Annotated in this window: 25 protein-coding genes; 8 read left to right on the top strand and 17 right to left on the bottom strand. The window is 57.7% G+C overall.

Going from position 1 to position 21,505, the window contains the following annotated elements; all coding sequences use genetic code 11:
* Positions 1-5: 5 nt before the first annotated feature.
* Complete coding sequence (locus J7413_RS08260; protein ID WP_209097594.1) at positions 6-503, bottom strand: N-acetyltransferase; 498 nt, start codon at positions 501-503, stop codon at positions 6-8.
* Between the two features lie 92 nt (positions 504-595).
* Between J7413_RS08260 and J7413_RS08265 the strand changes: the two genes are divergently transcribed.
* Both J7413_RS08265 and J7413_RS08270 read left to right on the top strand, forming a co-directional pair.
* Positions 596-1,204, top strand: a complete 609-nt coding sequence (locus tag J7413_RS08265; RefSeq protein WP_209097595.1) for a flavin reductase family protein — start codon at positions 596-598, stop codon at positions 1,202-1,204.
* Positions 1,205-1,225: 21 nt separating this feature from the next.
* On the top strand, positions 1,226-1,858 hold the full coding sequence (locus J7413_RS08270; protein ID WP_209097596.1) for a CatB-related O-acetyltransferase: 633 nt from the start codon (positions 1,226-1,228) through the stop codon (positions 1,856-1,858).
* A gap of 94 nt (positions 1,859-1,952) precedes the next feature.
* Here the strand turns inward: J7413_RS08270 and J7413_RS08275 are convergent, their stop codons facing one another.
* Entirely contained in the window at positions 1,953-2,864 is a 912-nt protein-coding gene (locus tag J7413_RS08275) for an AEC family transporter (RefSeq protein ID WP_209097597.1), read from the bottom strand.
* Positions 2,865-2,988: 124 nt separating this feature from the next.
* On the opposite strand from J7413_RS08275, the gene J7413_RS08280 reads away from it, so the two are divergent.
* Complete coding sequence (locus J7413_RS08280) at positions 2,989-3,369, top strand: DUF805 domain-containing protein (RefSeq protein WP_209097598.1); 381 nt, start codon at positions 2,989-2,991, stop codon at positions 3,367-3,369.
* Between the two features lie 52 nt (positions 3,370-3,421).
* Here J7413_RS08280 and J7413_RS08285 read toward each other — a convergent pair whose 3' ends face one another.
* Both J7413_RS08285 and J7413_RS08290 read right to left on the bottom strand, forming a co-directional pair.
* On the bottom strand, positions 3,422-5,068 hold the full coding sequence (locus tag J7413_RS08285; protein WP_209097599.1) for a SulP family inorganic anion transporter: 1,647 nt from the start codon (positions 5,066-5,068) through the stop codon (positions 3,422-3,424).
* 236 nt (positions 5,069-5,304) lie between these two features.
* Positions 5,305-6,039, bottom strand: coding sequence for a transporter substrate-binding domain-containing protein (locus J7413_RS08290; protein ID WP_209097600.1), 735 nt, complete (start codon positions 6,037-6,039; stop codon positions 5,305-5,307).
* A 212-nt stretch (positions 6,040-6,251) separates the two neighbouring features.
* Between J7413_RS08290 and J7413_RS08295 the strand changes: the two genes are divergently transcribed.
* Positions 6,252-7,124 carry an S-methyl-5'-thioadenosine phosphorylase gene (locus tag J7413_RS08295; RefSeq protein WP_209097601.1) on the top strand — a complete coding sequence of 291 codons (873 nt, stop codon included), beginning with the start codon at positions 6,252-6,254 and terminating at the stop codon, positions 7,122-7,124.
* A gap of 6 nt (positions 7,125-7,130) precedes the next feature.
* Here the strand turns inward: J7413_RS08295 and J7413_RS08300 are convergent, their stop codons facing one another.
* The gene (locus tag J7413_RS08300) at positions 7,131-7,892 is read right to left on the bottom strand and encodes a hypothetical protein (protein WP_209097602.1); all 762 of its coding nucleotides are present in this window, start codon (positions 7,890-7,892) and stop codon (positions 7,131-7,133) included.
* A gap of 317 nt (positions 7,893-8,209) precedes the next feature.
* Here J7413_RS08300 and J7413_RS08305 point away from each other — a divergent pair, with 317 nt between their 5' ends.
* A complete protein-coding gene (locus tag J7413_RS08305; RefSeq protein WP_209097603.1) occupies positions 8,210-8,839 on the top strand; it encodes a LysE family translocator in 630 nt (209 codons plus the stop codon).
* Here the strand turns inward: J7413_RS08305 and J7413_RS08310 are convergent.
* Entirely contained in the window at positions 8,836-9,054 is a 219-nt protein-coding gene (locus J7413_RS08310) for a hypothetical protein (RefSeq protein WP_209097737.1), read from the bottom strand. The two genes, J7413_RS08305 and J7413_RS08310, sit on opposite strands and share 4 nt — an antisense overlap.
* Before the next feature lie 109 nt (positions 9,055-9,163).
* Between J7413_RS08310 and J7413_RS20660 the strand changes: the two genes are divergently transcribed.
* Positions 9,164-9,292, top strand: coding sequence for a hypothetical protein (locus J7413_RS20660; protein WP_271307944.1), 129 nt, complete (start codon positions 9,164-9,166; stop codon positions 9,290-9,292).
* An 84-nt stretch (positions 9,293-9,376) separates the two neighbouring features.
* Entirely contained in the window at positions 9,377-9,916 is a 540-nt protein-coding gene (locus tag J7413_RS08315) for an adenine phosphoribosyltransferase (RefSeq protein WP_209097604.1), read from the top strand.
* 48 nt (positions 9,917-9,964) lie between these two features.
* Here J7413_RS08315 and J7413_RS08320 read toward each other — a convergent pair whose 3' ends face one another.
* From J7413_RS08320 to coxB, 11 genes are all read right to left on the bottom strand, one after another.
* The gene (locus J7413_RS08320) at positions 9,965-11,368 is read right to left on the bottom strand and encodes an FAD-binding oxidoreductase (RefSeq protein ID WP_209097605.1); all 1,404 of its coding nucleotides are present in this window, start codon (positions 11,366-11,368) and stop codon (positions 9,965-9,967) included.
* A gap of 32 nt (positions 11,369-11,400) precedes the next feature.
* A complete protein-coding gene (locus J7413_RS08325; protein ID WP_209097606.1) occupies positions 11,401-12,219 on the bottom strand; it encodes an MBL fold metallo-hydrolase in 819 nt (272 codons plus the stop codon).
* Positions 12,220-12,343: 124 nt separating this feature from the next.
* Positions 12,344-12,934: a GNAT family protein gene (locus J7413_RS08330; RefSeq protein ID WP_209097607.1), complete on the bottom strand. Its 591-nt coding sequence runs from the start codon at positions 12,932-12,934 to the stop codon at positions 12,344-12,346.
* Complete coding sequence (locus J7413_RS08335) at positions 12,934-14,196, bottom strand: pitrilysin family protein (RefSeq protein WP_209097608.1); 1,263 nt, start codon at positions 14,194-14,196, stop codon at positions 12,934-12,936. The genes J7413_RS08330 and J7413_RS08335 overlap by 1 nt, the downstream gene beginning before the upstream one ends.
* The gene (gene thrC, locus J7413_RS08340; RefSeq protein ID WP_209097609.1) at positions 14,193-15,581 is read right to left on the bottom strand and encodes a threonine synthase; all 1,389 of its coding nucleotides are present in this window, start codon (positions 15,579-15,581) and stop codon (positions 14,193-14,195) included. The genes J7413_RS08335 and thrC overlap by 4 nt, the downstream gene beginning before the upstream one ends.
* The gene (locus J7413_RS08345; RefSeq protein WP_209097610.1) at positions 15,578-16,264 is read right to left on the bottom strand and encodes an SURF1 family protein; all 687 of its coding nucleotides are present in this window, start codon (positions 16,262-16,264) and stop codon (positions 15,578-15,580) included. Before J7413_RS08345 ends, thrC begins: the two co-directional genes overlap by 4 nt.
* 108 nt (positions 16,265-16,372) lie before the next feature.
* A complete protein-coding gene (locus tag J7413_RS08350) occupies positions 16,373-17,173 on the bottom strand; it encodes a cytochrome c oxidase subunit 3 (protein ID WP_209097611.1) in 801 nt (266 codons plus the stop codon).
* 53 nt (positions 17,174-17,226) lie between these two features.
* Positions 17,227-17,826 carry a cytochrome c oxidase assembly protein gene (locus J7413_RS08355; protein WP_209097612.1) on the bottom strand — a complete coding sequence of 200 codons (600 nt, stop codon included), beginning with the start codon at positions 17,824-17,826 and terminating at the stop codon, positions 17,227-17,229.
* Complete coding sequence (locus J7413_RS08360) at positions 17,826-17,993, bottom strand: hypothetical protein (RefSeq protein ID WP_209097613.1); 168 nt, start codon at positions 17,991-17,993, stop codon at positions 17,826-17,828. Before J7413_RS08360 ends, J7413_RS08355 begins: the two co-directional genes overlap by 1 nt.
* Positions 17,994-17,996: 3 nt before the next feature.
* The gene (gene cyoE, locus J7413_RS08365; RefSeq protein WP_209097614.1) at positions 17,997-18,935 is read right to left on the bottom strand and encodes a heme o synthase; all 939 of its coding nucleotides are present in this window, start codon (positions 18,933-18,935) and stop codon (positions 17,997-17,999) included.
* A 99-nt stretch (positions 18,936-19,034) separates the two neighbouring features.
* On the bottom strand, positions 19,035-19,883 hold the full coding sequence (coxB, locus tag J7413_RS08370; protein WP_209097615.1) for a cytochrome c oxidase subunit II: 849 nt from the start codon (positions 19,881-19,883) through the stop codon (positions 19,035-19,037).
* A 180-nt stretch (positions 19,884-20,063) separates the two neighbouring features.
* Between coxB and tldD the strand changes: the two genes are divergently transcribed.
* Entirely contained in the window at positions 20,064-21,485 is a 1,422-nt protein-coding gene (gene tldD, locus J7413_RS08375; protein WP_209097616.1) for a metalloprotease TldD, read from the top strand.
* The last annotated feature ends 20 nt before the right edge of the window (positions 21,486-21,505 follow it).

A 21,505-nucleotide genomic window follows, 5' to 3' on the forward strand; every position in this document is an offset into this window, starting at 1 on the left:
GCTATTCACGCAGTCCCCTCAGCAACGCTTTCCACATCGCCCGCAATATCTGCCCACGCGCCGTCCACCAGCGCCCGCCCCAGTACGCGCTCCGGATTGGTCGGCGGCGGCATGACGACATTTGCAAGTTTCTCAAAACCAAACCGGCGGTAGTAAGGCGCATCCCCCACCAGCATCACCCGCTCCCAGCCTAAAGGGGCTGCGCGGCTCAGGCTGTCTTCGATCAGCAAACCACCCAATCCTTCGCCCTGATGGGTCGGGTGCACCGCCACAGGCCCCAGGAGCAAAGCTTGCGCATCGCCAATCTTCACCGGCCAGTACCGGATCGCGCCCGCAAGAATGCCATCCACATCCCGCGCCACAAGCGACAGCCCCGCAACAGGGTCTACACCATCACGCAAACGGTAGGAACTCAGCGCCTCACGCCCCGGCGCAAAGCAGAGGTCATACAGCGCCTCCACTTCCCACCAATCCTCACCTGTCTCCACTGCCAGCGTGAACACCGCCCGCTCTCCACCCGATTATGACGTCTTTTTAGGTTCCCTCGCCCCTAACATGGCGCTACGACTTCCTGCAAACCAATAAGGGAAACCTCATGTTCTATCAGCCAAAGGACGGCCACGGCCTCCCGCACAACCCGTTCAAAGCGATCATCACCCCGCGCCCGATTGCATGGGTCTCAACGCAAGATGCAAATGGTGTGCGCAACCTCGCACCTTATTCGTTTTTCAACGGCCTCGCAGACAACCCGCCGCAAGTGATGTTTGCCTCAACTGGCAAGAAAGATGACCAAGCTGAAGGCAAAGACAGTCTGGCTAACATCCGCGCCACCGAGGTGTTCTGTGTGAACATCGTCGCGTCTGACATGCGCGATGCAATGAACATTTCCACCGATGGCTATGGCAAGGACGTCGATGAGTTTGAAAAAGCCGGTCTTGAGGCCGCAGAATGCGACACCATAGCCTGCCCGCGCCTTGTGGGTGCACCGGCCTCACTGGAATGCCGCATGACCCAGATCGTGCCGCTCTTGGGGGAAAACAACTTCATGGTGATCGGCGAAGTCACCGGCGTGCATCTGCGCGACGACTGCCTTGTGGATGGCATCTTTGACGTGACCACCTTCCGCCCCCTCGCCCGCCTTGGCTACAAAGACTACTCGGTGGTCGACAACACATTCACGCTGGCCCGCCCAGGTCAAAGCTGATCCCAACACACGGAGATCCACATGCCCCTGCCTGATCCAACCCAGCCGCACCCCATCGTGCTCCCGGATGGATCACGCCACGCCGGCACGGTGCTGCTCTCCGCCGTGATTGAACAGCCAAACTTCTCGGTCGGAGACTTCACCTATGCCTCCGACTTTGCGCCCCCGGAGGACTGGGCGACACATCTCGCGCCTTATCTTTTTCCTTTCTCGCAGGAAAAGCTGCAGATCGGCAAATTCTGCCAGATCGCGCATGGGGTGCGCTTCATCACCGCCTCAGCCAATCACGCCATGGATGGGCTGAGCTGTTATCCCTTCCCGATTTTCGGCGAAACCGTGCCCGAAGGCTATCAGCCAGATAAACGCGACACGATTGTGGGCCACGACGTCTGGCTCGGCTATGGCGCAATGGTGCTGCCCGGCGCGCAAATCGGTCATGGCGCGATCATCGGCGCAGGCGCGGTGGTGCGCGGCACGGTTCCGCCCTATGGGATCGTGACAGGCAATCCCAGCACCGTTGTGCGCAAGCGGTTTGACGAGGCCACCCTCGCCCGTCTTCTGGAGGTTGCTTGGTGGGATTGGTCACAGGATCGTATCGAAGCCGCCATCCCCGCGATCATGGCTGGGGATGTCGACGCGCTAGAACGTCTCTGAGGTCGTGCTCGGCACCGCCGAGCCGCGACCGCCCCTTCCCCACGGGAGGCCGATTTTAGCCCCCACCCAGGGTCAGGCGCGTCTCTGGACCGGGCTAAAACACCACCTCCACCAAAGTGATCCACAACGTCAGGCTCGCCGCGCCCAGCAAGGTTGTCTGCGCCACCAGCGTTGCGGCCAACTCTCGATCTGCGCCAAAACCCGCTGCCAGCACATGCGCCGCGCTTGCCGTAGGCAACGCCGCCCAGATCACCAGCGCCGCCGCGACACCGCTTTCAAGCCCCAACCCAAGGGCCAGCGCTATGGCACTGGCGGGCATCACAATCAGTTTCGTGGTGCAAATCAACCCGCTGAACCGATCCAGCCGCGCCAGCGCCCCCCAGTTCATCGTCGCACCCACAGAAATCAGCGCAATCGGGATCGCCGCCGCTGACAGCATCTCAAGCGGAGCCAATACAGGCCCCGGTATGCGCAGGCCAGAAAGCCCCACCACAACGCCACTCAACGACGCCAACAGAAAGGGGTTCAAGGCCACTTTGCGCACGGTCCCCCAAAGCCCAAGGCTTTCACCCCGGCTCAATACGATCACCGCCAGCGCGTTGGCCATTGGCACCCCCATGCCAACCACCACTGCCATTTCACCTGCGCCAGCCTTCTCTGTTGTCGCAACAGCGATGAACGCCAACGCCGTGTTAAACCGCCAGGAAGTCTGCCAGCCCGCGGCAAAATCGCGAAACACCTCTGGGCCAAACGGACGCGCCAAATAGCCCGCTGCGAGCCCAACCGCGAGCAGCAGCCAGACAATCGGCGCGATCGACACCACTTTGGTCAGCTCAAGCGGCATCTGACTTGCCGCCACAAACAAAAGCGCTGGGAACAGAATTTCAAAATTAAGTTTGTCGAGCCCCTGCCACGCATTCAATGAAAGCCGTGGCCGCAAAATCGCGCCAAGACCCACCAATAGGAACGACGGCAGCAAACCGATCAAGATGGCAACAAACGTCATAACGACTCCTTTGGCGTGTCTCAGGCGCGCACCTGAGTGTGGCGACGCGCCCAGGCTCATTTTGGGCTGGCGCTTCTAAAAGAAAGGTATTAGCGAGCAAATCACTCAACTATTAGGAGCAAAAATGTCCAAACCTGTCTTTCAAGATATCTTTTCCTTTTCCGGTCGCCGCAACCGCAAAAGCTACTTTCTTTTCACATTGTTCATGGTGATCCTTTCGATGATTGTCAGCGGTGTCGCCGCCGGCGTCGCAGCTGCAACCGCAGGGATTGGCCTTATTCTGCTGGTGCTGCTCCTGCCGTTCCTCGTGGCAAGCTGGGCCGTTGGCAGCCAGCGCTGTCGTGATTTCGGCTGGACCGGCTGGGCCATTCTGATCACCATCATCCCCGGCATTGGCATCCTCTTCGCCATTGCGCTTCTTTTTGTCCCCGGAACACAAGGCGCCAACCGCTACGGCCCTGATCCGCTGGGCAACACGGCAGATACCGCGCCACAAGCTGCATAACAAAAAGGGCTGGCCCATCGGCCAGCCCTTTCTCATTTCTTTGATACGGTCTTTAGTGACCGCCGCTCAGAACCCCCGTGCGCACCGAGTAATCCACGGCGATCTCGTATTCCGGGTCATCATCGCTATCCACCATCAGGTGGCCCGCTTTGCTCAGCAGCTCATGACAATCCCGGCTGAGGTGACGCAGCACCAGCTGCTTGCCGGCCTCTTCATACTTCGCGGCCACTGCCTCAATCGCCTGCAATGCAGATTGATCCACCACGCGGGAGCGGGCAAAATCCACGATCACATGCGCCGGATCATTGTCGATCTCAAACAGCTCGGCAAAGCCATCCGCAGAACCAAAGAACAGTGGCCCTTCGATCTCATAGACCTTCGCACCCGGATCAGACTCGCTTTCGCGGGTGTGGGCATGGATACGGCGCGCGTTCTGCCAGCTGTAGGCCAGCGCGCTCACGATCACCCCAACAACCACCGCCACGGCGAGGTCTTCGAGCACGGTCACAACCGTCACCAGAACGATCACAAAGGCATCCATACGTGGCACGCGGCGCATGATCTTGAAGCTGTTCCAGGCAAAAGTGCCGATCACCACCATGAACATCACACCCACCAGTGCGGCCAGCGGAATACGTTCGATCAGCGGGCTTGCCACCACGATAAAGGCCAGCAGGAACAGCGCCGCCGCGATGCCGGCGATCCGTGTGCGACCACCGGATTTCACGTTGATCATCGACTGACCAATCATCGCACAACCGCCCATGCCACCAAAGAAGCCGGTCACAACATTCGCTGTGCCCTGCGCGATACATTCTTGGCTCGCGCCACCGCGCTTGCCGGTCATTTCGCCCACAAGGTTCAGAGTCAGCAGGCTCTCGATCAGGCCGATGGCTGCAAGGATCACCGCGTAAGGCAGGATGATGTAAAGTGTTTCAAGGGTGAATGGCGCGAGCAACGCCGGAGGATAAAGCCCCTCACCTTCGCCAAACGGCATGTGGAAGCTTGGTAGACCACCTTTGATGGAGGCCATGTCGCCCACGGTTGGCACATTGATGCCCAGCGCAATCACGAGGATGGCGGTGATGCCAATGCCCGCCAATGGTGCCGGAATAGCCTTCGTAAGCTTAGGCAGCCCCCAGATAATCGCCATGGTCAGGGCCACAAGACCCAGCATCATCGCCATCTGCGGCCCGGCGAGCCATTGTTCCGTGTTGGCAGGATCTTTGAACTGCGTCAGCTGCGCAAGGAAGATCACAATTGCCAGACCATTCACAAAGCCCAGCATCACAGGATGCGGCACAAGACGAATGAACTTGCCCCAATGCATCGCGCCCGCAAAAATCTGCAAGATCCCCATCAGGATCACCGTGGCAAACAGGTATTCAACACCATGCTCCGCCACCAGCGCGACCATCACAACCGCCAGCGCCCCGGTTGCGCCAGAGATCATGCCAGGTCGACCACCGATCACTGCAGTGATCAGCCCCACGAGGAAAGCCGCATAAAGCCCCACCAGCGGGTGCACCCCCGCCACAAAGGCAAAGGCCACCGCCTCAGGCACCAGCGCCAGAGCCACCGTAAGGCCCGAAAGCACTTCGGTCTTGATCCGGCTCGGGGTGAACCCCTCATCCTGCATAATGGAAAGATTGGGAGGAGAAATATTCTTGGCCAGCATGGCCAACGCCGCGCGTCTCATATAGCTACCTGCGTTTGTCTGGGAATGTTCGCTTTGAAGCCTCCCTAGCCGGTTTAACGCAAGCAAACAATAGCCACGCCCAGATCGGCCCGGAACAGCGGCCCGTTACGCGCAGTCCCACGCCACCACAGGGCACGCCGCTCAATAAATGCGCGCGCCAAAGCAAAACGGCCCCATCCTGTGATGGGGCCGCAGAGGATTCCGAACATCTGACGCCAGATGCTCGCCGCTCTGGATCAGTTGGTCAGGCTCAACAGCTCATCTGTGCGGCCCTCGTTGCGCAGGTCAGTAATGGCCGCCGCCATCCCAGACACCGCATCCGGATCGGTCGCCAGGTTGCAGGCGAAATCCAGCGGCACTTCCTGTAGTGCTAGCACCTGCTCCACGGCAATGTTTTCAAGCGACGCCGCATGCGGCCCACTCAACGTGCCGCTGACCCAAAGATCCACACGCCCGTGTGCGAGCTTTTTCACATTCAGCAGATCATCGGTAACCTCTTGCAGCTTGGGATGTCCCGCGGCCCGCAACGCTTCGGTGCTGCCCCACCCGGCTGTCACGCCCGTGGTGTAAGCAAAGCTATCCTCGACCGATGCAATGCTGATACCGCTGCCCTCTTTGGCAAAAATAGCATAGCCATCGGTGAAGATATTGCCGGCCCAGGCGAAGCGGTCCTCGCGCTCTTCCGTGTGCCAAAGACCAATGAAACAAACGTTCGCTGTCTTCTCCACTTCAGCCAGTGCACGCTTGAGCGGGCGATATTCAAATTCCACGGTGACACCTGCACGCGCCGCCGCCTCGCGGATGATGTCCGCCGCAGGGCCTGCGACTTCTTCGGCGTCATTCAGATAGTAAACCGGGTGATATTCGTCAGCATATACGCGCAGTGTGGTTTCAGCCAAAGCCGGGCTGGCAACACCAGCTGTCAGCATCGCCAGTGTTGAAGCCACTGCAAGGGTACTCTTGGTGTTCATCATGCGTCCTTTTGTTCGCTACATTGTGTTCGCTAAAGTCAAAGTCCATGCCATGGGTCTTGAGGTGGGCACGCATCGTGCGGCACTGGCTAAGAAACAGACGATAACAACAGATTAATGGGCGCGCGGGCGGATCCGCTTGATTCAGCTCCGGAGTCCGACCATGACTATCAACGACACAAAATTTGGCTGAAAATAGAAGAAGGTGCGCCATGACCAAAACGATGATTGCCGTAATCGGTGGTTCTGGAATTTATGACATCGATGGGCTGGAAAACGCCAAATGGCAGACAGTGAACAGCTCGTTTGGCACCCCGTCGGACGAAATTCTCACCGGCACACTGGATGGAGTCGGCATGGCGTTCCTGCCCCGCCACGGCCGTGGCCACGTCCACACGCCATCCTCTGTCCCCTACCGCGCCAACATTGACGCGCTCAAACGTCTTGGGGCAACCGATGTGATTTCCGTGTCGGCGACAGGCTCCTTCCGCGAAGAAATGGCACCGGGTGATTTTGTCATCGTCGACCAGTTTATTGATCGCACCTTTGCACGTGAGAAATCCTTCTTCGGCCCCGGTCTCGTGGCCCATGTGAGCGTCGCGCACCCCACCTGCCCACGCCTCTCTGAGGCCTGTTTCACCGCGGCCAAAGACGCAGGCATCAATGTGCACAAAGGCGGCACATACCTCGCCATGGAAGGCCCGCAGTTTTCCACGCTCGCTGAAAGCAAAATGTACCGGGAAAGCTGGGGCGCGGATGTGATCGGCATGACCAATATGCCCGAAGCCAAGCTCGCGCGCGAAGCCGAGCTGTGCTACGCCTCCGTCGCCATGGTCACGGACTATGACAGCTGGCATCCTGACCACGGCGAGGTGGATATCTCAGAGATCATCAAAGTCTTGATGGGCAACGCTGACAAAGGCCGCAACATGGTGCGCCGCCTGCCTGCGCTTTTGGGAGCGGACCGCGCGCCTTGCGAATACGGCTGTGACCGCGCGCTGGAATACGCGATTTTGACAGCGCCAGACAAACGCGACCCGGCCATGGTCGAAAAGCTCAACGCAGTGGCCGGGCGGGTTTTGTAAGCTGGGTCAGCTTTCCGAAATGGTTTCGGTGACAGAGACCGTCACCCGCTGAATAACATTCAGCTTCCGTTTGACAACAGTGGTCCACGGGTGGGAACTGCCTTCGCACTTCTGCCCGTTGGCCCCCGCAGCCTCTTCAGTGTATTCGATTCCAAACTCGTCAAATTTCTGCGGCGTCACGAAATTGGAATACTCGGCAAAAGACACCGCCACGGTCTGAACATTGATCGTCCCGCTTTCCTGCAAAACAACCTGATTGAGCACCTTTTCGACGGTACAGGCCTTAAAGCCCTTAGACAGGTGCCACGCCATGTCGTGTTCACAAGTCGGATCCTCAAAATTCTTGGCAGTGTCCTTCAGGTTGGTGATGGCCGCATTCCGCCCAACAAACTCACGCCCCTCATATGACACTGGTTCTTCCCCAGTCAGCGCCAGAGTCTTATCCGCGTCTGAACCAAACATCGTCTTCACCAGCGCAATCGACTTGACGTAATTGGGGAAATCCTGCCTTAACTGATTGTAGTATATAGATTTTTCGATTGGCCCGCGATGGATGCTGTCAATCGCGAAATCGCAAATCCGTGTCACTTTGCCATTCGGGGACACCGCAACAACGCTGCCTGGCGTCAGGCGAATGGGGTTGGTATCAAACTCCAACTCATGAAATGCATAAATGTCGTCCTCAGTGACAGTTGTAAACCAAGAGAACGCGAACAGCCCTGCGACAACCATCGCGGCTGTCACGAGCACAGTTTTCACCAATTTCATCGGATTCACCATCTATTTGGAACAACAACTGCCAGATCCACAGGGATAGTGGGTGTCAGGGCAGGATTGTGCATGAACCGGGGTGTAGAGCGTAAAGGCAAAAACAGCTGCCAGAAGAAATTTTGTCATAACGAACCTCACAAATACGCAACAAAACAAGGGCCATCATATCATATTTTTTGAATTTAGTCGCCTCAGGCTATCCTGACCCGTCCAAGTGGTGACTTTGGACAACGCTCACACGGCCACTTGCAAGCAAACGCCCCTGTCGACAAAGTAACCAGTGCCCACCACGCCCACCACTCAGGACACCCCCAATGCCCTTTGACCTCTGGCTTACCTTCGTCGCCGCCTCCACCGCTCTTCTGCTGATCCCCGGCCCAACCATCCTGCTGGTTCTCAGCTATGCGCTGACACAAGGACGTCAGGTCGCGCTTGCCACAGCCGCAGGCGTGGCGTTCGGAGATTTCATCGCCATGTCGGCCTCTCTTTTGGGGCTTGGCGCCATTGTATTGGCCTCCGCAACCGCCTTCACGGTGCTGAAATGGGTGGGGGCTGTCTACCTGCTGTGGCTCGGCTTCAAGATGCTGCGCAGTGCGGGCAGCTCGGATCTGGGTGACCTCACCAAAGGGGCCAATTTGCCCGCACGGGGTGTCTTTGGCCATGCTGCGGCCGTGACCGCTTTGAACCCCAAAAGCATCGGCTTCTTCATCGCCTTTGTGCCGCAGTTCATCACGCCCACAGCGCCAATGCTGCCGCAGTTTGCTCTTCTCATAACAACATTTGTGGGCCTGGCAGCGCTCAATGCGCTCGCTTACGCCTTGTTGGCTGACAAGATGCGCGCACGCATTGACCGTCCCGGTGTTATGCGCAATCTGACACGTCTCGGTGGGGTCACTCTCATGGGAATGGGCGTGTTGACTGCGACATTAAAGAAAGCAACCTAGCTCCCGTTTTTCTTCAGAAACTTGCGAATAAAGCCGCGAATTTCGCGTGCTGCGCTGGTGTCGAGCTCTTTGCACAGCTCAACAAAGGCATCGCGCTCTTCCTTGTCCAGTCGCAAGATCAGCTGACTGTCTTTCTTGGCTTTCGACTTTGTCTTGGTCTTCGCCTTCTTGTCCGAAGCCCCCTTTGGGGTGTCCCCTGAATCGCTCTTTGCCACCTTAATCCCCTGGTAAGGAAAACCTTGATATTCTCAGGTGCGTATATACGTTAAATATACATAGTCCAGAAAATTCTAAAAGCAGAAGCAGTTGAAGAAAGGACATGTCATGAATCTCTACACCGCCAAAACCCTATTGGTGAACGACCGCTTGGATTGGCACAAGCCACACGCGCGTTGGCTGACCAACGCGATGTACCGCCTTCGCCGCTACAAAGGCGCGGCAAAACGCCAATAGCTGCCGAGGGCAGACCCTCTTGCGAAACCTGGCCGCATTGGGCACATGTGACCCGTCAAAAAACACACATGTTTGAGGGACCACATGCCCAAAGCCGCCCAAGTCAAAGACTACATTCGCACCATCGTGGATTTCCCGCATGAGGGCATCATGTTCCGCGATGTCACCACGCTGTTTGCCGACCCGCGCGGCTTTCGCATGGCGATTGACCAGATGCTGCACCCCTATGCCGGCACGCGCATCGACAAGGTGGTCGGGCTTGAGGCCCGCGGCTTTATCTTAGGCGGCGCGATTGCCCACCAGCTGAGCGTCGGGTTTGTGCCGATCCGCAAAAAGGGAAAGCTGCCAGGCACCACCATCTCCCAGGACTACAAACTCGAATATGGCGAGGCGATTGTGGAAATCCACGATGACGCCATCCAACCTGGTGAAAAGGTTCTGGTGGTGGATGATCTGCTGGCCACCGGCGGCACCGCTGAGGCGGGCATCAAGCTGATCGAGCGCCTTGGCGGCGAAATCATCAGCTGCTCTTTCATCATCGACCTGCCAGAACTCGGCGGACGTGAAAAGCTCGAAGCCATGGGCATGGATGTCTCCGTGCTTTGCGAGTTTGAAGGTCTCTGATCCTACCCCTTCCCGTCCAAATACGGGCAGTTTTACACGCAGTGTATTCTACAGCACCGCGCCGGGGTTCATGATCCCGGCCGGATCCAGCGCCGCTTTGATCGCGCGCATTGCAGCAAGGCGGGCCGGATCGCCGTATTTCTGCAAAGCCTCAACTTTCAAACGCCCCACCCCATGCTCGGCACTGAACGAGCCACCGTAGCTGTACACAAGATCATAGACCGCATCACTCACGCTATGGCGGACATAGTCATAATCATGCCGGTCGCCACCTTTGGGCGGGAAGACATTATAGTGCAGATTGCCGTCACCCAGATGCCCAAAGCAGTTGATGCGCAGAGGCCCAAACTGCGCAACCTTGGCATCGGCCTCCGCAATAAACGCAGGCAAAGCGCCCAAAGGCAGCGAAATGTCATGGCTCGCAACCGAGCCGACCTTTTTGTTGGCAATCGGAATATGCTCTCGCAGGCGCCAGAAGTCCGCACGCTGCGTCTCACTCTGCGCAATCAACCCGTCGCTCACCAGCCCTGCGCCCAGCGCGGCTTCAAACAACGCTTCCAAAGCGGCATCCGCGCCGCTTTGCATCCCCAACTCAATCAACACCGACCAGGCCGGTGGCACATCAAACGGCAGGCGTACATCGGGCAGCGTGTCGGCAACAAACGCCATACCTTGCGCGCTGAGCAGCTCAAACGCGCTCACGCTCTCTCCGACCTGATCGCGCACCAGTGCCAGCAGCCGCAGCGCCGCCTCAGGATCGGTCACCTGCAGGATAGCCGTCCCCACCGAACGCGGACGCGGAAATAGTTTGAGCGCGGCGGCGGTAATCACCCCAAGTGTGCCCTCAGCGCCCACCAGCAGATTGCGCAGATCATAGCCGGTGTTGTCTTTACGCAGCCGTGTCAGCCCATGCCAGATGTCGCCATTTGGCAGCACGGCCTCCAGCCCAAGGCAAAGATCGCGGGTATTGCCATAGCGCAGCACGTTCAGCCCGCCTGCATTGCTCGACAGGTTGCCCCCAATCCGCGCAGAGCCCTCAGAGCCAAGCGAGAGCGGGAACAAACGATCCTCCGCCTCTGCCGCGGCCTGTATCTCCGCCAGTATTGCGCCTGCATCGGCCACCAGAGCGTTTTCCAGGGGATAAACCGCCCGAATGCGGTTCATCCGCTCAAGCGAAAGCACAACAGGCGCTGGCCCCTCTGTTTTGATCTGCCCCCCAACAAGCCCCGTGCCGCCGCCATAGGGCACCACCGGCACCTTGGCCTTGGCACAAGCCTTCACAATGGCCGCAACCTCTTCGGTGCTGCGGGGCAATGCCAACACGCCACCTGCCCCAAAAAACCGCCCACGCGGCTCCTCCAAGTACCGCGCATCCGGAATGCGCAGCGTGTCTGACGGCAAAGTCTCAGCAAGGCGATCGGCGAAGGCGGGCGTGGCAGCTTGTAACGTCATACCAAAGGCTTACGGGAGGCTTTGCGCGGCGTCTAGGGGTCTTGCAGAAAGCGCGGCGTGAGCAGTTTGATCGTCGGTTGCTTGGGCAGATCTCTGAGGCTCACCGTCATCGAGGAGCCGGCCCCACGCTCGATCAGATATTCATCTGACATCCCTGTCAGAAAGGCCTCCAGAGTCCAGCTCTCAAACCAATGCATCGGGATCACAATCTGCGCTTTCAGATTACGCAAAACCCGCATCATGGTTGCCACATCAAGGCTCATGCCTCCGTCCACCGCGGCCATCACCACATCCAGCCGCCCAATTGCTGCATATTGCGCCGCATTGGGCTCATGGTGCAGATGCCCCAAATGCCCGATACACAGCCCAGCCACCTCAAAGATGAAGATGGAGTTACCCTTTTCTTCCACCCCGCCATAGCTGCGAATGTCTGTCGATACATTGCGCACAAGCATCGCACCCAGATCAAGGTGGTGCTCTATCCCCAACCCATAGTCGCCCCATCCCGGCAAAACATGCGGGATTTCTGGATCTGGGCTGGCGGTCCAGTGGGTGCCATGGGCATGGTTCATGGTCACAACATCCGGCACAAAATCCGTGGTGCCCAGAAAACCGGTATAGTCGGTCACCGCGTCAATCCCATCCGCGCTCTGAATCAGAAAAGAGGCATGGTGAATATAGCTGATACGCACCGAATGCTCCGCCACCGGGTCGCGAAAGGACGCTTTGTGCAGATAGGTCACGCCCGGCGCTTCTGCCAAGGCAATACAATGACTTGGCCGTCGTTCCTGTGCTGCAACTGCCCCGCTCCCAAGTGCCAAAGCCACGCACAGCCCCATGAGAAATCGCATTCTGCCTTCCTCCATCAGATCACCTGAAATCGGAGGATAGCAGACTTACGCCCGTTTGGCGCGCGCTTCATGCAGCGTCACTTCAAGTGCGCCGCGCAAGCACCCAAAATAAGAGGAAAAAAGGCTAAACCTGACCCGCCAGCGTGCGTCCACGGCGATCATGTCGCAGCGCCGCATAAAGCACATGGGTCCGCCAACGGCCGTTGATCTGCAGATAACTTTGCGCCACGCCCTCGTACTTAAAGCCAGACTTCTCCAAAACGCCACGACTGGCGACATTTTCCGGCAGGCAAGCCGCCTCAATTCGGCTGAGGTCCAGACGCGAAAAAGCATGATGCACAACGGCTTCGATTGCTTCGCTCATGTAGCCGTTGCGTGCAAAACGTTCACCCACCCAATAGCCCAGCGTCCCTGCCTGTGCAGGCCCACGCCGGATATTGTCGAGCGTGATCGCGCCCAAAAGCCGATCATCTTCACGGCGGAAGATGAACAACGGCACCGCTGTGTCGCCAGAGATCGATCGCTGCGCCCAATACACCCGGTTGGTAAAGCTCTTCCTGCTCAAATGGGTGCTGGCCCAGACCGGCTCCCACGGTGTGAGAAACTCTTCGCTTTCACTGCGCAATATCGCCCATTCGCGAAAATCGGCATGAATCGGCGGACGCAGGGTCAGCCGATCCGTCTCGATCCGCACCTTGCGCCGCGTCATCAACATCAGGCAGCGCGCCTGTCTTCCAATGCCTCCAGCGCAGGTGCACCAGACACCGGCCCATAGAGCGCCATAGCAGTGCGCGCCTTCGACGCGATCTGCTCGGCAAAACCGCGCACATCCGCATCGCTCACAGCATCAATACGAGTCACCGTCTCTGAGAGGCTCGGAATCTTGCCCCAGATCGCCAGCATCCGCGCCAGACGCTCTGCGCGGCTGGATGGGCTCTCAAGCCCCATCAGAAGGCCTGCCTTCATCTGCGTACGCGCCCGCGCAATCTCTTTCGCAGACATATCATCCGCCGCGCGCTTCAGCTCATCGATGGTGATCTCAGCAAGTTCCGCGATCTGCGCACCGGACGTGCCCGCATAAATCGTGGTCATCCCGGTATCCGCATAGGCCCCAGTTTGGGCAAAAATCGAGTAACACAGGCCACGTTTTTCGCGCACTTCCTGAAACAGGCGGCTCGACATGCCGCCTCCGAGAGCGGTTGAATAGATCTGCGCCGTGTAAATTTCAGGGCTGCAATAGTCAGGGCTTTCAAACCCGATAGCAAAATGCGCCTGCTCCAGCGCCTTTTCCGTGCGGTACTCACCGCCAGCAAACTGTGCTGGCACAATCTCAATTTCTGGGCCGCGCTCCAGATGGCCAAACATCTCTTCCGCCATGCGCACGATCTCATCATGATCCACGCCACCCGCAGCTCCCAGGATCATACGCTCAGGCCGGTAATGCTCGGTCACAAACCCAGCCAGATCATCACGGCTGAAGCTGCGCACATGATCCCCCTCACCCAAGATGGTGCGGCCCATAGGTTGGTTGGGATAAGCCCGTTCCTGCAGCCAATCAAAGATCACATCATCTGGTGTGTCCAGCGCTTGGCCGATCTCTTGCAGGATCACGCCGCGCTCCACCTCGATCTCATTGGGATCAAAGATCGGGTTCAGCACGATATCCCCGACAACGTCCATCGCCAGTGCCACATCGTTTTTCAGCACGCGCGCGTAATAGGCTGTGACCTCGCGACTGGTGTAGGCATTGATATAGCCACCCACATCCTCAATCGTCTCGGCAATCTCCAGCGCATTGCGCCGCTTGGTGCCTTTGAACGCCATATGCTCCAGAAAATGGGCAATGCCATTCTGCGGCGCACGCTCGTGACGGCCACCGGCACTTACCCAAATCCCGATCGAGGCGCTTTCCAGCCCCGGCATATGTTCAGTAGCGATGCGAAACCCGTTTGAAAGGGTGTGAAGTTGAACTGTCAACGTTGTGCAATCCGTTCCTGTACCAGCGCTTCCAGCGCCTGAAGATCGTTTGGAACGCGGGTCACGCGCTCTTCTTTGTCCATCATATCCACCATATGTGGCGGAAGTGTGGGCCGAGTCCCCATTGCGGCCTCCACAGCATCCGGGAATTTTGCCGGATGGGCTGTGGCCAATGTCACCATGGGCGTTTCGCCCAGATAGGCATTCGCAACCTTCACGCCAACCGCAGAGTGCGGACAAAGCACCTCACCACAGGATTGATAAGAGTCTGTTATCGTCGTGGTGGTCTCTTCCTCAGAGGCGCGGCCACTGTCAAAATGCTCTCTCAGCGTCTCCATTGCGCCCTGACTGATCGCAAAAGAGCCGTCTTTCAGCTCTTCCATCAGCTGCGCCACCGCCCCGCCTTCGCGGCCATAGGCATCAAACAGCGCACGCTCAAAGTTGGAGCTCACCTGAATATCCATAGACGGGCTAATCGACGGCGTCACACCCTCTTTGGTATACGCGCCGCTCTCCATCGTACGATGCAAGATATCGTTCTGGTTGGTTGCGATCACAAGCCGATCAATCGGCAGGCCCATCTTCTTGGCGATATAGCCTGCGAAAATGTCGCCGAAGTTACCGGTTGGCACGGTGAAGCTCACCTTGCGATGCGGTGCGCCTAGGCTCACGGCGGAGGTGAAGTAATATACAACCTGTGCCAGCACCCGCGCCCAGTTGATCGAGTTCACGCCCGCGAGTTTCACACCATCACGGAACTCAAAATCGTTGAACATATCTTTCAGGCGCGCCTGACAATCGTCAAAGTCGCCATCCAGCGCCAGCGCGTGCACGTTGCTGTCTGCCGGCGTGGTCATCTGCTTCCGCTGAATGTCAGACACACGGCCATGCGGGAACAGGATGAAAACATCTACATTGTCGAGCCCCCGGAAGGCCTCAATCGCGGCAGAACCGGTATCGCCAGAGGTCGCTCCGACGATGGTCACACGTTCATTGCGGCGCGCCAGCGAAAACTGGAACAGCTGGCCAATCAGCTGCATCGCAAAATCTTTGAACGCCAGTGTAGGGCCGTGAAACAGCTCCATCAGGTAGTGGTTTGGCGCCAGCTGTACCAAAGGCGCGCGCGCCTCATGGCGGAAGTTTGCATAGGCCCGCGCGATGATGCCCTTGAATTCTTCATCCGTGAAAGCGTCACCCACAAAGGGCCGCATCACAGTGAACGCCACCTCTTCGTAAGACTTCCCAGCCATCGCCGCGATCTCGGCCGCACTCAGCGTCGGGATGGTCTCAGGCACATAAAGCCCGCCATCACGCGCGAGACCAGTCAGCATCGCCTCTTCAAAGCTCAGCTCCGGGGCATTTCCGCGGGTCGAAATGTATTTCACGTCTCTTCAGCCTTTTTGGTTTTGCGCATCCGGCGCAGGTAATACAGCGTCATCGCCACCCAGACAATCGCAAGTCCGAACCATGTGATGACATATTCAAGGTGATTGTTGGGAATGGCGGCATTGTCCACCGGCAATGGGGTCACTTTGGGCGTGTTGTTGCTGATCTCGCGCACAATCACAAGTACGGGATCCGCATCCAAAGCCGCTGCCATCTCGTCCACATCGCGCGCAAACCAGATATTTGCGCCCTTATCATTGGCCGGTGTATAGCTGTCGCGCTCTTCAGGCCAATGCAGATTGCCTATGATCTCTGTCGCAAATGCAGGCCGCGCTGCCTCTTTGTCAGCGGTTCTGATCCACCCCCGATCAACCATGATGCGGCGGCCATCCTCTGTCTCAAAGGCGCTCACGACGCGGTAAACCGCGCCCACATCCCGCGTGCTCGCCAACAGATGAATTTCATCACCCGTGACCGTGCCGCGCAGATGTACAGGTAGGTATCTATCAGCTTCTGGATCAATGGTCCGCGGCAGGGCCACCGGCGCGCTTGCGATCCGCGCTTCGATGTCCGCAAGAACCCCTTCTTTCCACATCAGTCGCTGCATCTGCCAGACGCCCAGCGACACAAGCACAACCGTGCCCAAAATGCCAAAGAACAGCGGCCAGAACAGTCGACGCAATGAAGGGTCCTTTCAAAGCAAAATCGCGGCAGGAAGCCCCACCGCGATTTGCTTTAAGCCTATCCACACCAAAGGATCAACCTTTTGTGGTGTGTCAAATCGGAGCGATTACTGCCCCCAGACATAGATTGCTGCAAACAGGAACAGCCAAACCACATCCACAAAGTGCCAGTACCAGGCCGCCGCCTCAAATCCGACGTGCTTTTCCTTGGTGAAATGTCCCGCGTTCAAGCGCAGCAAGCACACCAGCAGGAAGATGGTGCCAATGATCACATGCGCCCCGTGGAAGCCAGTCGCCATAAAGAACGACGCGCCATAGATGTTGCCTGCAAAGCCAAAGGCGGCGTGGCTGTATTCATACGCCTGGAAAACGGTGAAGATCACGCCCAGCCCCACGGCAAGGATCAAGCCCATCTTCATGTCCTGACGGTTGTCTTCATGCGCCAACGCATGGTGCGCCCAAGTCGCCGCACAGCCAGAGCACAGCAGGATCAGCGTGTTGATCAGCGGCAGGTGCCATGGATCAAAGGTCTCAATGCCCGCGGGCGGCCACACACCGTCCACTGCAGGGCTATCGGGACCCATTGGGTACATTGCGTGCTTAAAGAAGGTCCAGAACCACGCAGAGAAGAACATGACTTCGGACATGATGAACAGAATGAAGCCATACCGCAGCCCGATCTGAACCACCGGTGTGTGGTCGCCAACCTTGCTTTCGGCCACCACTTCTGCCCACCAACCAAACATGACATACAGCACAGCGATGAGGCCAATCAGGAACATCCAAGGTCCACTGTCATGCATCCAGAGCACAGCCCCAAACAGCATAAAAAAGCCGCCAACAGAGCCTAGAAACGGCCACCAGGAGGGGGCCAAAATGTGATAGTCGTGATTTTTAGCGTGCGCCATATTAGATATTCCCTCGTTGGCCGGCTTGCTTTCTTGTCGTTTTGCCCAGTTCGTTAGTTTTGGTCATTCGTGCCTGTCACCGTCAAGCCATCAGACGGTTCAGCTGCCAATGCGGCGAGCTCTTCAGGCAAGTCTGTTTCATAAAATGTGTATCCCAAGGTAATCACCTTCAGATGTTTGGCATCGCGGTCGTCCACGATCTCAGGATCCACAAAGAAGCTTACAGGCATCATCACCCGTTCGCCGGGCTGCAGCACCTGCTCTTCAAAGCAGAAGCAATCGATCTTTGTGAAAAATCCGCCCCCTTCATAGGGCGCCACATTATAGCTTGCGGTGCCGGCAACCGGGCGGTTGGTTGGATTGTAGGCCTCATAAAACGCAAGGCCAGTTTCGCCAATGCGCACTTCCATTTCGCGCTGCATCGGCTTGAAGTCCCACGGCATATCCCGCTCTGTGGAGGCATCAAAGCGCACTTTAATGGTGCGATCCAATATCACATCGCTGCCAGTTTCGGCCGTGCTGGTCACACCGCCAAAGCCGGTCACCCTGCAAAACCAGTCATAAAACGGCACGGATGCCCATGCCAGAGCCCCCATCAACGTCACAACACCAACAGTTTGAACCAGCGTTTTTGTCTTGGGATCCATCGCCATCACCCAGTCCTCTGGATGCTGGCATTTTCAGGCTCATAGTCGCCGCGTGTGACCTTCACGACAGTCAGGCCAAACACAATAAAAATGAAACTCACAAGCACCAGCGCCACGCCAAGATTACGGCCAAATCGGCGCTTGTGTAGATCATGCTCCTCCCGAAAACTCATGGTCTACCAGCCTCCCAAGCCATAGGGCGCCAAGGCAGCTTCGCCCAAGATCGCCCCGAAATGTAGGAAAAGATACAACAGAGAAAGCTTAAAGAAGCTCTTCTCACGCGCGTAGTCGTCCGCCTCTGACATCGCTTCGTCACGGCGCCAGATGGAAATTGCGCCCGCAACAAACAACACATTCAACAGAAGCGCCGTCGCCAGATACAGCGCGCCACCAACGCCCGTGAACCCCATGCCAATCGCCACCACTGCCAAGAGCAATGTGTAGACCAGAATATGATTGCGCGTGGCACGCCGCCCGTGGGTCACGTGCAGCATCGGCACCCCTGCGTCCTTGTAATCAGATTTCATGAACAGGCATAGCGCCCAGAAATGCGGCGGGGTCCACATAAACGTCAATGTGAACATCAGCACGCTTTCAATCGAAATGCCGCCTGTCACCACTGCCCAACCGATCATGGGAGGGAAGGCCCCAGCCGCCCCGCCAATCACGATGTTCTGCGGCGTCCAGCGCTTCAGCCACATGGTGTAGATCACAACGTAGAAAAAGATGGTGAACGCCAGAAGTGCAGCCGCCACCCAGTTCGCCGCCAGGCCAAGCATCACAACGGAAAACCCGGACAAGGCAACGCCAAACGCAAGCGCCTCACCTTCCGTGACCTTTCCGGCTGGGATGGGGCGACTTTGGGTACGCTTCATCACGCGGTCAATGTCCGAATCGTACCACATGTTCAGCGCGCCAGATGCGCCACCGCCCACCGCGATAAACAGGATCGCACAGAAGGCGACAAACGGATGTACAGAGCCGGGCGCGGCCAGCAACCCAACAGCGGCCGTAAACACAACCAGCGACATCACGCGCGGCTTAAGTAGCGCGAAATAATCACCAAATTCTGCGTCACCGGTGCTGGCTTGCGTGTTGAGGCTTGCGTCGCTCATGGATCGTCCTGTTCTTCAAAAGGCGGGCAGTGCCTGCACGCCTTGTCATTTTTGATGGGGAGAGTGCTGTGCTCGCCCAATATCGTGGGGTGGCGTGCCTCAGTCTGCAGAGGCGACCTTTACACCCGGAAGCGTGGTGATGTCACCCGCATATTCCTCGATCGCGCCTTTCAGCCAGTCGTTGTACTCAGCTTCAGAAACAACCTGCACTGTGATCGGCATATAGGCATGGTCCTTGCCGCAAAGCTCAGAACACTGGCCAAAGAAAATGCCTTCGCGTTCCGCTTTGAACCAAAGCTGGGCGATACGGCCAGGCACTGCATCTTGCTTCACACCAAACGACGGGATGGTCCAGCTGTGGATCACGTCCGCACCGGTCACATCCATCACCACGGTCTTGCCGACAGGCACAACCACTTTGGTGTCGGTTGCGAGCAGATACTCATCTTCGTTGTAGCCATTCTCCGCGAGAGCCTCTTTGCCCAGCAAGAAGCTGTCAAACTCAAACTCGTGATCGGTATATTCATAGCCCCAGTACCACTGGTACCCTGTGACTTTGATATGCACGTCGCCTTCTGGGATTTCCTGCTGGTTGAACAGAACCGGCAGGCTGTTTGCACCAATGAACAGCAAGATAAGGATCGGCCCCAGTGTCCAGGCGATCTCAAGCGGTGTGTTGTGCGTGAAAGCTGAGGGCTCCGGGTTATTGCGGCGGCTGAAGCGCACCATGCAATACACGATCAGAGCCGTCACAAAAATCACGATCAATGTGATGATCACCAGGATCAACCAATCCAAAGAGTGAATTTGCCGTGCGAGCTCTGTCGCTGCGGGCTGAAACCCTGTGGCTTGGGGCACGGGCTTGCCAATGGTCTCAGCGCTCTGCGCAAGTGCTGAGGTGGCGGAAGTAGCTGCCGTTAGGCCCAGGAATGTCGATATTCGTCGCATGTCTCACCCTGATCGGTTGCGTTTTATTTTGCCGTTTGTTTTCGGAGTGCCTGCTCCATGAGCACAACCCCGCTGTTATTTTAGCACCAGAAACCATATTCTATGTCTCAAATAAAGATCGAAGCTTGCGGCAAACGGACGCTTTTTTGATCTAGATCAAATAAAGAGGCACCATAGGTCATGGCCGAAAACCACTTCAAACCCTTTGAAAACAAAGTCGATGAGCACACCGCCCTGCGACTCTTGCGCGCAGCCACCGATGGCGCTGAAGACGGAGAGCTGTTTTTGGAGCGTCGCAGCTCCGAAGCATTGGTTTTTGACGATGGACGCCTCAAAACCGCCAGTTATGACGCTGCCGAAGGATTCGGCCTGCGGGCTGTGAATGGCGAAGTTTCAGGCTATGCGCACGCCTCCGAGATCAGCGAAGCGGCCATCAAACGCGCCGTAGAAACCGCTCGTCTCGCCGTTGGCGCAGGGGGCGGCACACTGGCTGCGGGTCCCTTGCCCACCAATCGCAAACTTTACACAGACGCCGACCCCATTGGCGGAATCGATTTCCCTGTAAAAATCGAAACCCTGCGCGAGATCGACACCTTTGCCCGCGATCTTGATCCGCGTGTGGTTCAGGTCTCCGCAACTTTGGCCGCCTCTCATCAGGAAGTGGTGATCCTGCGCCCAGACGGCAGCCAGATCACCGATGTGCGCCCCATGACGCGGGTAAACGTCTCTGTCATCGTCGAAGAAAACGGGCGACGCGAAAGCGGCTCCGCGGGCGGCGGCGGGCGTATCGGCTTGGACGGCTTGCTAGATCCAGCGGACTGGCAGGCCAAAACCCGCGAAGCTCTGCGCGTCGCTTGCGTCAATCTCTCTGCCATCCCTGCACCCGCCGGACAGATGGAAGTGGTGCTTGGCCCGGGTTGGCCCGGCATTCTGCTGCATGAGGCGGTGGGCCACGGCCTTGAAGGCGACTTCAATCGCAAAGGCAGCTCGAAATTTGCAGGCATGATCGGCCAGCAGGTCGCCGCCAAAGGCGTGACTGTCATCGATGACGGCACCATCCCGGATCGCCGTGGCTCCATCACCGTCGATGACGAAGGCACGCCATCGGGCAAAACCACGCTGATCGAAGATGGGATTCTGGTGGGGTATATGCAGGATCGTCAAAATGCGCGCCTTATGGGGGTAGCCCCAACTGGCAACGGGCGTCGCGAAAGCTATGCGCATGCGCCCATGCCGCGGATGACCAACACCTATATGGAGGGCGGCAGCTCTGACCCCGCCGATCTGGTGGCCTCGCTAAAGGATGGCATCTACGCCGTAGGTTTTGGCGGCGGTCAGGTGGATATCACCAATGGCAAGTTCGTATTCTCCTGCACCGAGGCCTATCGCGTAGAGAACGGCAAAGTCGGCGCACCCGTCAAAGGTGCAACTTTGATTGGCGATGGCGCCACCGCAATGATGCAGATCAAAGGGCTCGGAAACGATATGGCGCTGGATCCGGGTATGGGCAATTGCGGCAAAGCCGGCCAATGGGTGCCGGTTGGCGTTGGCCAACCCACTGTTTTAATGGAAGGTTTGACCGTGGGTGGCTCAGCGACCTGACACGCCAAACAACTTAACAG

The organism is Shimia sp. R10_1, from assembly GCF_017744095.1.
GTDB lineage: Bacteria > Pseudomonadota > Alphaproteobacteria > Rhodobacterales > Rhodobacteraceae > Shimia.